Below are 16,341 nucleotides of genomic sequence, written 5' to 3'. Positions count from 1 at the left end.
GAAAATCTCCTTGTTCATGCTTCCTCTCCGCGCGCGGCATACAGGCCGTATTGCGGAATGATTGTCTTGCCTGCGCCGGAAGATTGGCGGTCAGCGGATCTCCATGTCGTCATAATCGGGCTTCAGCATGAAGTTGCGCACCTCGAAGCCCGTGTAAGGCGTCTGCGAGGCGGAACGGCCATGCTTGGTCCAGTAATAATTATTGGCCCGCGGATCGGCCCAGAGCTTGGTGCCGTTGATCGCGTCCAGCTCCTTGTTGTAGCGCCAGTAGGCATCCGCCGTGACCTCGATCGAGTGCTTGCCTTCGAGGATGAGCTTTTCCATGCACTGCATGGCGTAGAACATCGTCATCTCGTGATATTGCGAGACCGGCAGGCCGCCATTGGTGTTCGGCCCGTAGAGCACCCAGAGATTGGGGAAGCCCGGGATCATGCAGCCGAGATAGGCGCGCGGGCCGCCTTCGGCCCACAGCTCGCCGATCGTCTGCCCGCCCCGCCCGGTGATCTCCATCGGATAGAGGAAGTCGTTGGCCTTGAAGCCGGTCGCATAGACGATCACGTCGACATCATGCTGGACGCCCTCGCCGTCCTCGATGCCGGTCGCGTTGATCCGGTTGATGCCGCTGGTGACCAGGGTGACGTCGTCCGTCTCCAGCACGTCGAGGATCGAATAATCCGCGTCGACCGCGACCGGGCGCGCCGACCATGGCGGATGCTTGGGCGTCATGACCTCGACGAGCCTGGGATCCTTGAGCTTGCTCTGCAGGAACTCGATGCTGCGCTCGCGCGCCGCCTTGTTGAGCGGGCTGACCGTGTGCGGATCGTCGAAGTCGGGATCGACATCGAACACGCGCGCCAGATAGGGCCCGGTGCCGTAGAAGCTCTTGAAGCGGGTGAAATTGGTATAATAAGGCAGGTTGCGATCGAGCCACAGCACCTGCTCGGGCAGCTTCGACAGATAGCCGGGGATGCCCATCAGCCATTGCGGCGTGCGCTGGAAAACGGTGACGTGGCCGGCGAGCTTCACCAGTTCGGGGATGAGCTGGTAGCCGGTGCAGCCGGTGCCGATGACGGCCACCTTCTTGCCGGTAAGGTCGACATTGTCGGGCCAGCGCGCCGTGTGCCACGACGGCCCCTTGAACTCGTCCATCCCCTCGATCACCGGCATGTTCGGCCGGTTGAGGAAGCCGACGCCGCTGATAACCGCATTGGCACGCAGCACGCGCTCGCCATCGGGCCCCTTGACGTGGACATCCCACATCGAGTCGGCCTCGTCCCAGACCATGGACGTGACTTCGGTATTGTAGGTTATGTCGCCATCGAGGCCGAACTCGTCGACGACCCAGTGATAATATTTCTGGTTCTCGACATGGGTGCCGAAGGCATATTCCTGCGGGAAGTCGACACCAAATAGGTTCAGATAGAAGCGGCTCGGCGTGTCGACGCGCGCACCGGGATAGCGATTCTCGTACCAGGTGCCGCCGACATCCGGATTCTTCTCGATCACGTGGAAATGGATGCCGGCGCGCTTGAGCTGCACGGCGGAATTCAGACCGCCCATGCCGCCGCCGATGACCAGCACCTCGAAATTGTCGAGCGCCTCGGGATCGGGCTGAGCCTGCCACTTGAGCGACCGCGCCCAGGGGTCGAGCGCGCTTTCCTCGACCATCAGATCGACCGCCTCGTCCTCGATCGGATGGCCGATGACCAGCCCGAAGCTCTCGGGCACGCGCTCGCGCGGACCATAGCTCAGCTCGCCGGCGCCGGAATCGCGATAAGACTTGAGGAAGTCGGCAGCCTTGCGGCGCAGGAGGGCAATGTCGGACTCGTTCGCGAGGACACTCATCTCGGCGCGGCCCATGCGCACCTTCTTGATCTCGATCGCCTCGACTTCCGGATCGCCCGTCAGCTGATAGAGCAGGCCGCGGAGCACCATCGGATCCGCATATTCGACCGCGTCTTCAATAACCGCATCGCTTGCCGCCAGCAGCTCGGGCCGCACGGGCGCCTCAATCGTCGCCATCCTCAACCTTTTCGTCCAACTTTAAAGCTCACGCAATCCATTTAACATGATAAGCATTGAGGGGCAATAGGGATTCCCCCGCGCGGCCGCCGGGGTTGATTTATGCTACTCGACGCCCCTGACGGCAGCGGACAGCGCGCGCAACTCGTCGGCGAGGCGCTCGAGCCGCTCCGATCCGAACCGCTCGGAATATTCGCGCAGGATCCGCATCATGGTGCGCGAGATGAGCTTCACGAACTCCCGCCCCTCCGCAGTGAGCGCGACCATCGTGCGGCGGCGGTCATTGGCGTCAGGCTCGCGGGAGACGAGCTTGCGCTCTTCCAGCTCCTTGAGGATCCGCGTGACGCTGGGCGGGTGGAGAAGCGCAACCTCGGCCAGGCCCGTGGCGTCCGTCGCCCCGCGATCGTTGATCACGCGCATGACCCGCCACTGCGGCTCCGTGACGCGATATTCGCGGAGGATCGGCCGCAACGGCGCGATGACCGTCTCCTTGGCCTCGATCAATGTGGCGCCGAGCGATTGCTCGAACGGCGGCATCTTGCGGGTTCCGGCCGTGATCGACACCCGCCCCCTGCCCTGTCCTGCCATGATATTCCTCCCCCGCTTTTCCGCTGCGAACACTCCGCCCCCGGCTGCGAACATATGGCAATTGGCGGACCTGTCCACTCAAAGACGTCGCCCGCCGGGGATACATCATAGACCGCACCGGCGGCGAGGCAAAGCATCCGCGCGGGAGGGCCCGCCCCGCCCTGACTCAGCCGTTGCGCCGATGATTAGGGTCCCATTCCGGCATCTTGCCGATGGCCTTCTCCAGTTCCGGCGTGATGCGCCCGGCGACCATGCAGATGAACAGGCGGCAATGCCTGTCGGTGTGATTGACCCAGGCGTGATCGGTGGCGCGCTGCACCATGGTGTCGCCCTTGCGCAGGATGATCTTGGTTTCCAGATCATCGATCAGCATGGTTATCTCACCTTCCAGAACATGCAGATAGTCGATGCTGTTGGTGCGGTGCATGAACGGCTCGGACCCTGCCGGCGTCGGCGGGATGTCGGTGATGCGGACGCTGACCCCGGTCGTGGGAATCTCGAAGTCGACCGGGCCCGCCACCGGATCCGGCTCGATGCCGTCGATCGGCGCGGGCACCACCGCCGAGCGCCAGATGTCCTGCACACGCCAGCTATCGCCATCCGCGCCATGATAGGTGCAGGGCGCATCGATCATCACGATCGACTTGCCGCTCTCGTCATGGCCGGTCACGACGCGGCGGAGATTCGGATATTGTTCGAGATTGGTCGGCATGGTGGACGTCCTTCCTGGCACAGCAAAGTGGCGCAAATCAGGGATACCCGGCGAATTCGGCGTCCGGCCTCCCCTATTCTCTTGCCCCCGGTTGATCCCGTTATTATTAACTTGTGAAGTTTATACGCTGCGACCATCCGAGCACAACCCGAATCTCGCGGGACGGCGGCGTGGCATGATCGAAGCCAGGGGATAGAATGAACATGGCGTGCGTTAACGGGGGGCTCCCGGCTCGGCGATGAAGGCTTTCGACTATATCGTGATCGGATCGGGCTCGGCGGGCTCGATCGTGGCCGCACGCCTCAGCGAGGATCCGGACGTCTCGGTGCTGCTGCTCGAAGCGGGGCGGCGGGACGACCATCCCTTCATGGGCATGCCGATCGCCTTCCCCAAGGTGGCGACCGACCCGCGCTATGTCTGGCCGTTCGAGAGCGAGGCGGAGCCAGGGCTGGAGGGCCGCAAGCTCCTGATCCCGCGCGGCAAGACGCTGGGCGGATGCGGCTCGATCAATGCCATGATCAACGTGCGCGGCAGCCGCTATGATTATGACCTGTGGCGCCAGCGCGGGCTGGAAGGCTGGGGCTATCGCGACGTGCTGCCCTATTTCAAGAAGATGGAGAATAGCTGGCGCGGCGAGAGCCTGTATCATGGCGTCGACGGCCCGGTCGGCAACGTGCCCATCGACTTTCCCGAGGCCCATTTCGACGAGCTCCGCCAGGCCGCGATCAATGCCGGCCTCGACGCCAGCGACGATCATCACGGGGCGCAGCAGGAAGGCATCAGCCGGATCGAGCTGACCACCAACAAAGGCTGGCGGGCCAGCTCGGCGCGCGCCTATCTCCACCCGGCGATGAAGAGCCGGCGCAACCTGACCGTGCTCACCAAGGCGCAGACGACGCGCATCCTTTTCGAGGGCAAGCGCGCAGTGGGCGTCGAATATCTGCGCGACGGCAAGCTGGAACAGGTCCGCGCCGATCGCGAAGTGGTGCTGTGCGCGGGCACCTACGCCTCGCCGCACCTCCTGATGCTCTCCGGCATCGGCCCGGCGGACGAGCTGCGCGCGGCCGGCGTCGAGGTGCTGCAGGATCTGCCGGGGGTGGGCGAGAATCTGCAGGAACATCCCAATCTGCTCAACATCTACCGCGCCAACGGCAAGCTCGGCCTGTCCAACCATCTGCGGCTGGACCGCGCGACGCTGGCGGTGATGCAATGGGCGCTGCTCGGCAAGGGACCGTTCACCACCGCCGGCACGATGGCCAACATCTTCCTGCGCACCCGGCCCGAGCTGGAGCGCCCGGACGTGCAGATCATCTGCATGCCGATCCACCAGCATGCCGAGCTCTGGTTCCCCGGGATCACCAGGAAACCGATCTACGCCTTCACCGCGCGCGTCGGCATCCTGCACGCTTTGTCGCGCGGCTGGGTGAAGCTGCGCTCGTCCAACCCGCTCGACCTGCCGCGCATCCGCTTCAACATGTTCACCGATCCGGCGGACATGCCGACGATGCTGAAGGCGGTGCGGCTGAGCCGCGACATCTTCGCCCAGTCGCCGATGCGCGAGCTGGTGAGCGAGGAACTGCTGCCGGGCAAGGATCTGCAGAGCGATGCGGAGCTCGATCATGCCATCCGGCAGCAGGCCGAGCATCGCCACCATGCCTGCGGCACCTGCCGGATGGGCATCGACGACCTCGCCGTCGTCGACGCACAACTGCGCGTCCACGGCATCGAGGGCCTGCGCGTCGCCGACGCCTCGGTGATGCCGGAGGATCCGTCCGGCAACACCAACGTGCCCACGATGATGATCGGCGAGAAAGCCGCCGATCTGCTCAAGGGCCGCGTGCTGGCGGCCGAAGAGGTCTGATTAAGGCCATCGATCGTTGAGAGTTGCCCCTTCCCCGTTTGTAGGGAGAGTATGGTTAACGGTCGTGGTTACTTCCAGTTCTGATAGACCGCTATCGCAAGCCCAATACCAATCGCGACAAGCATCATTGGCCACCGTGGCTTGCGATCAGCTAACAGCAATGTCTCTGGCGCGAGTCGCGTTGGATCAACGTCAGTCTGATAGGAGATGGCAGTAGCGAAGCGTGACCACAGGTCGCTCGCGTTTCGCTGATCGTCAGGAAGCGCAGCTTTGGCAGCGTCATACACATCGCCAACCGTCCGCGACATTTCAGCGTTGCTACAATCTATCTCGACACCCAACGCCCGCTCCACATCACGAACGGCGTCTATCTCGTCACCATCACCGCCTAAGCCCAGCGTCGGCAGTATGTCTGATTCTGTTTCGCTCACTGTCGACAAACCCCAACTTCGCTTGTGCGGGTATATATAACCCCTTCCCCATCCGCAGCGACCTCGACACGGCCCGCGAATTCTGGGGGATGCCTCACTCGGTCTCTGTTTTTTCCAGCAGCAGGCAACAGTGGCCAAAAGTAGCCAATGCCTCGTGCGGCGGTGAACTCGTATTGGCCTGTCGCCTCGCGTGTCAGAAGCAATGCAGGTCGCACATTGAGTTGGTAGCTCGTTTTAGAGGGCTCAGCGACATAGCTGAATGTCCTGTGGGCCGGCTCAATGACATGAATGACATCTTTGCGGATATCTAGAGAGGGGGCACCGTTAGCCACATAGCATCCCCACACCAATCGCTGGTCGATGGGGTCAGCCCGTAGAAACACCGCGCCAAGAAAGACCAATGTGGCAAGAGGCACCACAATGATCCCCCAACCGATCAACTTAGCCCTCAAGGGAACATCATCAAAAAGCGAGTTTGCCATCTCAGTGATATGGCAAGGCCCATCTCCAGCGTCACGCGATAACGTGTGCGATCCAATTCGCCCGCACCAAATCAATCCAAGCGGCGTGCCCTCAAAACTCGACATTCTGGGTTTTCTGCGGATTTTAAGTTGTTGACTCCTGTAACACACTGGTCGGAGGGGTTTAGGCGGGCGCGGCAGACTTTCGGCAGCGAGGCGTCGGACCGCGCTCGACGCTGACGCCTCCCCTGCCTGCACGGGAGGGAAATCGCCAGAAGGCAATCCCCCCAGAGCTCCTCTCAAGCGAGGGGCGATCCGTTCGTGTCGAGCGAAGTCGAGACGCGCTAGCGCGGCGCGGGCGTGTCTCGACTTCGCTCGACACGAACGGGATGTTTTCCCGTGATCGCGACAGATCCGGCCGAGCCACCATGCCCCCAACAAAAAAATCCCACGGCGCCGTGAAGCGCCGTGGGCCAGGAGAGAGCTGGTTATGATCCGGTCAGAAGTTCTTGCGGATCGTGAGGGTCCACTCGCGCGGCTCGCCGACGCGGGTCTGATCGTTGATGACGCCGCTCATGACCTGGTAGTGATACCATTTGTTGGCCAGGTTGGTGACGGCGAGCGTCGCGGTCCAGCCACGGTCCGGTGCCCGATACGCGATCTGCGCATTGAACAGTGAGTAAGCCGGGATCGTGAGCTTGGCTGCCGGCGCGTGCGCCTGCGGCGTGGTGTCGTAGGTCTGGAGCGACTGCCAGGTCCAGTCCAGACGCGGCGTGAACGAACCGATCGGCGACTCGATCTCATACGAGATGTCCGCATGCTGGTTCCACTGCGGCTGGCGATAGTTGCCGGGCCACAGATAGCCGGGGGTATTGGGCGTCTTCACGCCGGACTGATAGCTGTTGTAGCCGCCCGTCCAGTCGATGCGCAGGCCCTGCACCGGGTTCGCCGTGATATCCCACTCGAAGCCCCGCACCTTGGCCGGAATACCGACATTCTGGGTGAAGGTGATCGGGCTGGGAGCACCGGGGAACTGCGAGCAGATCGTGATCGCTTCCGGCGAATTCTGGTTCGCGCTGAACCAGGTCGCCACCGCACCGGGCTGGTTGCGGCATTCGATACCGGTCGCGGCCGTCGAGAGCTTGCGATAGTCGATATAGAAAGCCGTCAGGTTGGTGCGCAGCTTGCGATCGAACCAGTCGGCCTTGATGCCCGCCTCGTAGCTGATCAGATCCTCGTCCGAGGTCGCCTGAAGCTGACGCGGCGTACCGGTGATCGTGGTCAGGCCCGGCGGACGCGAGCCGGAGGCGGCCGACGCATAGGCCATGATGTCGTCGGTGATCTTGTAGTCGGTCGAGATCAGCCAGTCAGGCCGCTTGGTCGACGAGGTCACCGGGACGAGCACCGAGACTGCCTGCGGATTGTCGATCGTGATGATGATCTCGCTGTCCGTGTAGCGGGCGCCGCCCGACACGCGCCAGCGATCCGTCAGGTTGTAGTCGAGGTGGAAGAAGGCCGACTTGCTGTTGTTGATGCCGTGAATGATCGAGTTCTGGAAGATATTCACGAAATCGACGTGGGTCTTCTGGTAGCCGTTCATCTTCAGCCAGAAGCCGCCCACGACCCACTGCAGCTTGCCGTCGAACAGCTTGCCGTCGAGGCGGGCCTCGCTCGAATATTGCTTGTCGGTGTTGACGAAGTGCGTGACCACATAACCGAGCGGCGACTGGTCACCATTCTGGGTGAACTCGTTGCCATAGTTGGTGTAGCCGCCGATCCAGGTCAGGTTGATGTCGTCGGTCAGCTCCCAGTTCAGCTTGGACGAGAGCAGGGTGTGGTGCGCGGTCTTGCCCTGGTCGTAGCAGTAGCCCGTCGGATAGCCGGCCGGGAAGCCGCCGCCCTGCAGGTTCAGTAGCGGACGGCAGTTGGTGGCATAGGTATCGTAGATGCCGCCATTGCGCTGCGGCGTGATGAACCACGAGCCGCTGGTGATGCCGAACGTGTTGTAGGCCGCACGGTGAACCGCGGCGGCGCTGGCCGTCGAGGGTGTGCAACCCGCCGGGCCGATCGCCGGGGTGGCGATGAAGATGCCCTGCGAGGGATTGACCGTCGTCGCGGCGGCACAGGCCGTCTGGTAGAAGAGCGCGACTTCCGGCGTTTCTTCCAGATCTTCCTCGCGGTGACGCGCGGTGACCAGCCAGCTGATCTTGTCGGTGGGCTTCCACAGCAGCTTCACCTGGCCGACGGCCTTGGTGCCGCCGCCGAGATGGCCGATGATGCAATCCCGATTACGCGAGTCCGGCTGGAAGTAGGGCAGCGTGCCCTTGTACTGGGGCGTGCCGAGCTTATCCATCATGCAGGAGAAGTCGAGGCGGTTGCCATAGCCGTCCTGACGCTCGAAATTGCCCGAGACGCGCATGGACAGGTTGCTGGTCAGGCCGAGATCCAGGGCACCGCTGATGCCGAGCTTCTTGTACGAGCCGCCGACGACCTGCAGATAGCCCGAGCCGTCGCCCTTGGGATCAACGGTATAAAGCTTGATCGAACCGGCGATCGAGGCGTTGCCCGACAGCGTGCTCTGCGGACCGCGATTGACCTCGATATGGTCGATGTCGGTGAAGTCCAGCTCCGAGCCGGCCGTCGTCGAGTGATAGATGTCGTCGGTATAGATAGCGAGCGCCGGCGGAACCGCGAGGCTCGAGGTCGACCCCTGCGTCACGCCGCGCATGCCGATGACCGGCGTACCGGCCGACTGCGAGTCACCCGGCATGGTGAACAGGTTCGGCACGACCGCGCCGAGCGTGCTGAGCTGCGTCACGTTCGCGGCCTGCAGCTGCGTGCTGGTCTGCGCGGTGATCGCGATCGGCGTGTCCTGAACATTTTCCGAAACATAACGCGCAGTGACGACGATGTCGGTGATGCCCTGATCATCCGTCGTCGCGGCGCTATCCTGAGGCGCTGCTCCGGTCTGTGGCGTCGCCGCGTTCTGCGCGAATGCCGGCTGCGCAAATGCGGCCAACGCCGCCAGGCAGCTTCCGGCGAGCAAGCGCCGGCCCTTTCCTGCCGACATACCTGTTCCTCCCCTTTGTATCATGTCCTACTCCTCGTCAGTTTTTCGCTGCGTTCATAATGTCAAAAAATGGGGCCATCTCACGTGGCGCTCCGGCGTCACATGCCCTGCAGCTTTGCCACAAAACATAACATGATAAGTATATATCTGGAAAAACCCTGTCAACGGACGATCGCATGATCGGAAGTTAAACCGGCCCGATGCGGAAATAATGTCACAGTTCGATAGCCGAGGCGGCCGGATTCGGGGCATTTTGTCGATGCCGGAAGCCGAATCCGTGGCCGATTCGGACCGGCTCGCCGGCAATTTCTGCAACATTCATGTAGAGTTCAGTCAGGATATCATGATCTTCGCGGATGGTCGCGCGCATTGTGTCGGCTCGCGATACCCTGTTTTGCGACCTGAAGGCGCAAATCGAACCTCTCTCGCCTGCCCTGCCCATGCCCGGTTGCGATCCGTTCCAACTATATTTAACATATTAATTAGAGACAGATGATTTCCGGGTCCCACGAAGGTACGGATCCGATTTTGGGCGAGGAGCGAGATGAGAGAGCAGCCCGGCATGGCGCGATCGACCGGTGCGCCGGCACCTTCTGATCCTCCGAATCGCATCGCCCGCCCCGGCCGGTGGGCAATGGCCTGCGCCATGCTCTCGGCCGCCATCGCCTTTTGCGGCGCCGATGCGCAACCCGCACCGCCCAGCGCGACACCGCAGCCATTCCGGATCGAGCGCGCCGACCCCGCGCTCGACGCCCTTATCGCGCCGGACGCAACCCTGCGGACCATCGCGTCCGGCTTCGGCTTTGCCGATGGACCAGTCTGGGTCAGGGGGCATGGCGGCGTCCCCGGCCATCTCCTCGTCAGCAGCATCATCGGCAATGTGGTCTATAAGGTATCGCCGGCGGGCGAGGTGTCGGTCGCGCTCGATACGGCCGGCTATAGCGGCAGCGATTTCGCGCATGACGGCAAGCTCGCGTCCTTCGCGCGGCTCCATCTGATCCTGATCGGGCCGAACTGCACGGGCATCGATCATCAAGGTCGGCTGATCTGGTGCGCCGGGCAGGATCGCGCGCTCAAGCGGCTGGAGCCGGACGGCACGCGCACCGTGCTGGCCGACAAGGCCGACGGCAAGCGCTTCAACGGGCCGAACGATGTCGCCATCGCCGCGAACGGCGCGATCTACTTCACCGATTCGGATGTCGGCCTGCGCGGTGGCATCAATGGCGGGCTGGCGCAGATGCCCAACGCGGTCTGGATGTGGAAGGACGGCAAGGTCACGCAGGTCGTCAGCCGCGACGAGCTGGGCTCCGAGCCCAACGGCATCGCGCTCTCGCCGGACGACAAATATCTCTATCTTTCGGCCGGAACGATGAGCGCCACGCCGAAGATCATGCGCTATCCGGTCAAGGCGGACGGCAGCGTCGGCCCGGGCACACTCTTCACGCAGGGGCCGGGCATCGGCGACGGGATGAAGACCGACGCGAAGGGCAATCTTTATTCGACCGGGCCGATGCCGGGCATCGTGCGCATCACCGATCCGACCGGCAAGCTGCTCGGCCTGCTCCACATGCCGACCGTCGGCAACAGGGAGCCGACGAAGCTGATCTGCGCCTCCGCCATGGCCTTTGGCGGAGATGACGCAAAGACGCTCTACATCACAGCCTGCGACGATGTGTATGCGATCGACCTCAAGTCGCCGGGCCTCCTGGAGGGGCCGGCGCGCTGACGCCGAAGACGGAACATGACGAGCGCCGGTCGGCGCGAGAGGGAAGAAGAATGAGCAGTCAGCCGGCCGAAAAGACGATCAGCTACACGCCCGTCCATCTGAGCGCGCGCGATATCGCGCCACCCGCGACGATCAGCGCGATCGCGCAAAAGGGCCTCGCCGACGGCGCTGCCTTCCCGCGCCGGCCCCGCCCCGCCTGGGACGACAAGGAAGCCTGGCTGCGGCAGCGCGCCGCGGTCGATGCGATGTGGGAGGCGCAGGGCGCGCCGATCCTGGCGAGCGGCGTCGCGACGTTCGAAGCGAAGGAGATTGCCGGCGTCCCCTGCTTCGATTGCCTCCCGACCGGCGGCGTGGCGGCGGACGGCCCGGTCTATCTCTTCATCCACGGCGGCGCCTTCGTCGTCGGCGGCGGACCTTATGCCAAGGCGCTCGGCGTGCGCAACGCGGGCGCGACCGGCGCGCGTGTCGTCTCCGTCGACTATCGCATGGCACCGGACAACCCCTTCCCCGCCGCTCCGCAGGACTGCCTCGCCGTCTATCTGGCGCTGATCGAGGCGATCGACCCCAAGCGCGTCGTCATCGGCGGCACATCGGCGGGCGGCAACATCGCCGCCGCAACCATCCTGATGGCCCGCGACCGGGGCCTGCCGCTACCGGCCGGCGCAATCCTGCTGACGCCGGAGATCGACCTCACCGAAGCGGGCGACACCTTCCGCACCAACGAGGATCTGGACGTCATTCTCAAGGCCGGCCTGCCCGAGGCCAACGCCGCCTATGCCAATGGGCACGACCTGACCGATCCCTATCTCTCTCCGATCTTCGCCGATTTCACGAAGGGCTTCCCGCCGACCCTCGTCCAGTCGGGCACGCGCGATCTGTTCCTGTCGAACAGCGTGATCGTCCATCGCAAGCTGCGCGACGCGGGGATCGACGCGCAACTGCATGTGTGGGAAGCCATGCCGCATGGGGAATTTCTGGGCGACGCGCCGGAAAATGCCGAGATACTCGCCGAGGTGGCGCGCTTCATCCGCCGCGTCACGACGTAGACAGATAAAGAGGAGAGGCTCGTTGGCCGACGATACACCCAGCTACACGTCCGTCCATATCGATGCGCGCGACATTCCGCCGCCGGAGACGATCAGCCCGGCGGCGCGCAAGGCGCTGTCGGACGGCGCCGCAACGCCGCGCATGCCCTGGCCCAGGGCGGACGACCTGCCGGGCTGGCGCGCCTACATCGCCAATAGCGACGCCAATTGGGCCAACATGGCCGCGCCGCTGCTCGCATCCCTCCCGGCGACGATCGAGACCAAGAGAATCGCGGGCGTCCTGTGTCACGACTGCGCCCCGTTGGATGGCGCGGAAGAAGGCGGACCGATCTATCTCTTCGTCCACGGCGGCGCCTTCGTCGTCGGCGCGGATGCCTTCGCCAAGGTCGGCGGCCTGCGCCCGGCGGCCAATCTCGGCATCCACACCGTCTCGGTCGACTATCGCATGCCGCCCGATCACCCCTTCCCCGCCGCGCCGCAGGACTGCCTCGCCGTGTACAAGGCGCTGCTGGAGACGGTCGACCCCAGCCGCATCGTGGTCGGCGGCAGCTCGGCAGGGGGCAATATCGCGGCGGCGACCGTCCTGATGATCCGCGACCAGGGTCTGCCGCTGCCGGCCGGCGCGGTGCTGCTCACGCCGGAAGTCGACCTGACCGAGGCCGGCGACACGTTCCGCACCAATGCCGACATCGACACGGTGCTGAAGCAAGGCCTGCCGGATGCCAACGCGCTCTATGCAGGCGGGCATGATCTCACCGATCCGTATCTCTCGCCGCTCTTCGCCGACTTCACGAAGGGCTTCCCGCCGACCCTCGTCCAGTCGGGCACGCGCGATCTCTTCCTGTCCAACTCGGTCCGCATCCATCGCAAGCTGCGCGATGCGGGAATCGATGCCGAGCTGCACGTCTGGGAAGCGATGCCCCATGGCGGCTTCGGGCCGGGCGACGTGCCGGAGAACAACGCGCTGCAGGCCGAGGTGGGCCGGTTCATCCGGCGTGTGACGGCCTAGAGGAGAACAGACGATGAGCGACACGATCGACACTATTGACCGGGCCACGCGGGACATGATCGACACGATCGAGATCCGCGAAATGCAGAGCCGCTACATGTTCGCGCTCGACTGGTATGATGCGGACATCTACGCCGCGCTGTTCACCGAGGATGGCATTCTCGAATGGCCGGAAGGCCGCGCCGAGGGCCGCGCGGCGATCCATGCCGTCAGCGCCGGGCTGGGCGACATGTATCGACGCGGCGGCGCGGCCTCGGCACCGACCAAGATGGCGCACAAGCGGCATTTCATCAGCAATGCGGTCGTGAAGATCGACGGCGATCGCGCCACGGCACGCTGCTACTGGTTCGACTATAACAACGACAATCTGCAGCGCTGGCCCTATGTCCAGGCCTACGGTTATTATGAAGACGAGCTCGTGCGCGATGGCGACGGCTGGCTCTTCACCCACCGCAAGATCTTCAACGAGATGACCGGAGAGTCGCCGCCGGAAAATCCCTGCTGGTGATCCGCAGGACGCGCGCGGGGACTCCCGTCCGTGCCGCATTTCCCGCCGTTTCGTTCAACTATTGCGCGCGGATGCAAGTTATAGCACGGTGAACATGTTAACTAGTTCGGCGGATGCGCACCGGCAGTTCGGGCGCACGGCGCCGGCATGGAGAGGCAGATGAGCACAGCACTTCCCAAGGCCGTCCAGGAGGCGATCGACAAGATCGAGATCGCCGAGTTGCAGAGCCGCTACATGTACGCGATCGACTGGTATGACGCCCAGGTCTATGTCGACACCTTCACCGAGGACGGCGAGTTGGTGTTTCCCGAGGGCTATGCGAAGGGCCACGATCAGATCCGCGAGATGATCACCCGCGTCGGCCAGTTCTTCGGCAAGCTCGCCGACGCCTCCGCGCCGACCAAGCCCGCTCACCTGCGGCATTTCGTGACCAATCAGGTCATCAGGATCGACGGCGATAAAGCTCATGCCGTCGCTTACTGGTTCGACCTCAACAACGACAATCAGCCGCGCTGGCCCTATCTCGCCGGCTATGGCTATTATGAGGATGATCTCGTCCGCACGCCCCAGGGCTGGCGCTTCTCACGCCGCAACGTCATCAACGAGATCAGCAGCACCTCGCCGCCGGAAAATCCCTGCTGGTGATGGGATATGCTGGTTGCGAGACCGGCATAGCGGCGCGTGACTGCCTCCGGTTATGAGGATCGAAATGAGTCTTGGGATGAGGAACAATCATATGATCTCGAAGAAAATTCTGCTCGGGCTGTCCTGCCTGGCAATGGCGACGGCGGTGCCCACCAGCGCCGTGGCGCAGGGCGTCGACCGGTCGCCCCCCTCCCCTGAGCTCAAGAACAAGGGCGAGACGGCATGGGAGGCATACAAGACCATGACCTTCCACCCGCAGCCGGACCAGCATCTGACAGACCCGATCATCAAGGGCGCGATCGACCTGCATGCGCATTTCGGACCCGATTCCTACGAGCGGCAGCGCGACGCCTTCGAGATCGCCCGCCGCGCCAAGGAAAGCGGCATGCGCGGCCTCGTCTTCAAGAACCACTGGTCGGAATCGGCCAGCACGGCCTTTCTCGTGCGCAAATATGCCGGTGCCGATGGCCTGGAAGCGTTCGGCGGCATCGCGCTCAACACCACGGTCGGCGGCATCAATCCGCAGGCGATCCGCTATTTCGTCGACGTCCAGGGCGGCTACGCCAAGATCGTCTGGTTCCCCACGCACGACTCCGAGCATGAGGTGACCTACCCGCACGAGACGCGCCGCTTCGTGCGCACCTCCAGGGACGGCAAGCTGATCCCCGAAGTGAATGAGGTGCTGGACCTGATCGCCCAGCACAAGCTGACGCTTGCCACCGGCCATGTCTTCCCCGCCGAGATGCTGATGCTGGTTACCGAGGCCAGGAAGAAGGGCATCGAGCATATCATCATCACCCATCCGGGGCTCGGGCCGCAGTTCACCGATCCGACGATCGAACAGCTCAAGCAGGTCACCGCGATGGGCGCCTATGCCGAGGTCGTGGCGAGCGAGCTGATGGCCCCCGCGCTGCGCGACAGCACGATCAAGATGATCCGCGCGGTCGGCCCGGCCCATGTCTTCGTCTCATCGGATGCCGGCCTGCCGGGCTATAATCACCCTGACGCGCTGGTGCTGGCGATTCGCGAATTGCGCAAGGCGGGCTTCACCGACGCCGACCTCGACCTCATGTTCCGCAAGAATCCCGCCTGGCTGATCGGCCTGCCGCCGTTGCCGGGCTGATCCTCGACAGGCTTGCGATTTTTCGTAACACTGTGTCATAGAGCGGAACGATGTCTCGTTGACTCGGTCATCTCCCGGAATTATATTTATCATGTTATGTTTTTGATGGAGGCGGATCGAGCCCCGTCTATGGACTTAAGTGGAGAGGAAGAACTGCATGTATCCCCCAGGTGATCCCCGGAACAATCTCGCCACCGCAGCGCGCGACCCATCGGGCAGCAGCGCGACGCCGGCTAGCTATGGCCTTTACTACAAGGACAAGCCGACCGACGACGACGCGAACGGCAAGTCGTGGTACACGCGCGGCCAGGATCTGCTGGTCAATTATATCGAGGCCAAGCCGGGCGCGACCTTCTCGCGCACCAACCAGCTCGACGAATATATGATCGTGCTGATCGACGAGGACACGCCCTATGAGGTGAGCGCGCAGCATGGCGTCAACGGCCCCGAAACCAGGACCGGCCCGGGCTATCAGGTGGTCATCGTGCCGCCGGGCGACAGCAAGATCACCCTGCCCAAGGGCGGCCGCCTGGCGCGCCTCTTCTCGACCCAGTCAGACGATCTCAACGCCAAGTGCGCGAATGCCGAGACCTATGCGGTCCACGATCCGAACATTCCGGAATTCAAGCGCTGGCCGGACCCGGTCGACGGCTTCAAGCTGCGCGTCTATGACCTGTGGAAGGAGCGCGTGCCGGGCAAGATGGGCCCGATCTGGCGCTGCACCACGATCATGCTGAACTTCCCCCCCCCGGGTGGCGGCCCGCGCGACATCACCAAGATGTCGCCGCACAGCCATGCCGACTTCGACCAGTGCTCGTTCGTGGTGGCGGGGTCTTTCCTGCACAACATGCGCTGGCCCTGGGGCGTCGACAAGAATTACTGGTATCCCGACCAGTATCCGATCACCGAGGCACCCTCGGCCACGTTCATCCCGGCCAAGGTCATCCATTCCTCGGAGAGCCTGCATTCGTCGAACAATCGCATGGCCGACATCTTCGCGCCGCCGCGGCTCGACTTCTCGCTGCTCGAGGGCTGGATCCAGAATGCGGACGAATATCCGCTGCCCGAGGGCGTGACGATGCCGGTAAAAGAACCGGCCTGATCAAATCAGCCCGAGGCCCGCGTGATAAAGCGCGGGC

The 16,341-nt window shown here is 63.6% G+C and carries 14 protein-coding genes; 8 read left to right on the top strand and 6 right to left on the bottom strand.

Annotation, left to right across the window (positions count from 1 at the left end; translation table 11 throughout):
- Positions 1–90 precede the first annotated feature (90 nt).
- From KK488_RS10465 to KK488_RS10455, 3 genes are all read right to left on the bottom strand, one after another.
- Complete coding sequence (locus KK488_RS10465) at positions 91–2,022, bottom strand: flavin-containing monooxygenase (RefSeq protein ID WP_214623244.1); 1,932 nt, start codon at positions 2,020–2,022, stop codon at positions 91–93.
- A 105-nt stretch (positions 2,023–2,127) separates the two neighbouring features.
- Complete coding sequence (locus KK488_RS10460) at positions 2,128–2,610, bottom strand: MarR family transcriptional regulator (RefSeq protein WP_214623242.1); 483 nt, start codon at positions 2,608–2,610, stop codon at positions 2,128–2,130.
- 166 nt (positions 2,611–2,776) lie between these two features.
- Positions 2,777–3,322 carry a cupin domain-containing protein gene (locus KK488_RS10455; RefSeq protein WP_214623240.1) on the bottom strand — a complete coding sequence of 182 codons (546 nt, stop codon included), beginning with the start codon at positions 3,320–3,322 and terminating at the stop codon, positions 2,777–2,779.
- Between the two features lie 238 nt (positions 3,323–3,560).
- Between KK488_RS10455 and KK488_RS10450 the strand changes: the two genes are divergently transcribed.
- Positions 3,561–5,183, top strand: coding sequence for a GMC family oxidoreductase (locus tag KK488_RS10450; protein WP_214623239.1), 1,623 nt, complete (start codon positions 3,561–3,563; stop codon positions 5,181–5,183).
- Positions 5,184–5,251: 68 nt separating this feature from the next.
- Here the strand turns inward: KK488_RS10450 and KK488_RS10445 are convergent, their stop codons facing one another.
- The 3 genes from KK488_RS10445 to KK488_RS10435 all read right to left on the bottom strand — a co-directional run bounded on the left by KK488_RS10445 (position 5,252) and on the right by KK488_RS10435 (position 9,515).
- The gene (locus KK488_RS10445; protein ID WP_214623237.1) at positions 5,252–5,614 is read right to left on the bottom strand and encodes a hypothetical protein; all 363 of its coding nucleotides are present in this window, start codon (positions 5,612–5,614) and stop codon (positions 5,252–5,254) included.
- 960 nt (positions 5,615–6,574) lie between these two features.
- The gene (locus KK488_RS10440; RefSeq protein WP_214623235.1) at positions 6,575–9,145 is read right to left on the bottom strand and encodes a TonB-dependent receptor; all 2,571 of its coding nucleotides are present in this window, start codon (positions 9,143–9,145) and stop codon (positions 6,575–6,577) included.
- Between the two features lie 214 nt (positions 9,146–9,359).
- Entirely contained in the window at positions 9,360–9,515 is a 156-nt protein-coding gene (locus KK488_RS10435) for a hypothetical protein (protein ID WP_214623233.1), read from the bottom strand.
- A gap of 174 nt (positions 9,516–9,689) precedes the next feature.
- Between KK488_RS10435 and KK488_RS10430 the strand changes: the two genes are divergently transcribed.
- The 7 genes from KK488_RS10430 to KK488_RS10400 all read left to right on the top strand — a co-directional run bounded on the left by KK488_RS10430 (position 9,690) and on the right by KK488_RS10400 (position 16,304).
- A complete protein-coding gene (locus KK488_RS10430; RefSeq protein WP_214623231.1) occupies positions 9,690–10,871 on the top strand; it encodes an SMP-30/gluconolactonase/LRE family protein in 1,182 nt (393 codons plus the stop codon).
- Between the two features lie 50 nt (positions 10,872–10,921).
- Entirely contained in the window at positions 10,922–11,917 is a 996-nt protein-coding gene (locus tag KK488_RS10425) for an alpha/beta hydrolase (RefSeq protein ID WP_250890253.1), read from the top strand.
- Between the two features lie 22 nt (positions 11,918–11,939).
- Positions 11,940–12,926 (top strand): alpha/beta hydrolase, encoded by a 987-nt coding sequence (locus KK488_RS10420; protein WP_250890252.1) that lies wholly within the window; start codon positions 11,940–11,942, stop codon positions 12,924–12,926.
- A 13-nt stretch (positions 12,927–12,939) separates the two neighbouring features.
- Positions 12,940–13,434: a nuclear transport factor 2 family protein gene (locus KK488_RS10415; protein ID WP_214623229.1), complete on the top strand. Its 495-nt coding sequence runs from the start codon at positions 12,940–12,942 to the stop codon at positions 13,432–13,434.
- Positions 13,435–13,593: 159 nt separating this feature from the next.
- A complete protein-coding gene (locus KK488_RS10410; protein ID WP_214623227.1) occupies positions 13,594–14,079 on the top strand; it encodes a nuclear transport factor 2 family protein in 486 nt (161 codons plus the stop codon).
- A 91-nt stretch (positions 14,080–14,170) separates the two neighbouring features.
- Positions 14,171–15,202, top strand: coding sequence for a DUF6282 family protein (locus KK488_RS10405; protein WP_214623225.1), 1,032 nt, complete (start codon positions 14,171–14,173; stop codon positions 15,200–15,202).
- Positions 15,203–15,359: 157 nt separating this feature from the next.
- Positions 15,360–16,304 (top strand): hypothetical protein, encoded by a 945-nt coding sequence (locus KK488_RS10400; RefSeq protein WP_214623223.1) that lies wholly within the window; start codon positions 15,360–15,362, stop codon positions 16,302–16,304.
- Positions 16,305–16,341 lie beyond the last annotated feature (37 nt).

Origin of the sequence: Sphingobium nicotianae, from assembly GCF_018603885.1 — a bacterium.
Taxonomy (GTDB): Bacteria; Pseudomonadota; Alphaproteobacteria; order Sphingomonadales; family Sphingomonadaceae; genus Sphingobium; species Sphingobium nicotianae.
Note: the sequence above shows the minus strand (reverse complement) of the source record. Positions and strands in the feature narration are given on the sequence as shown.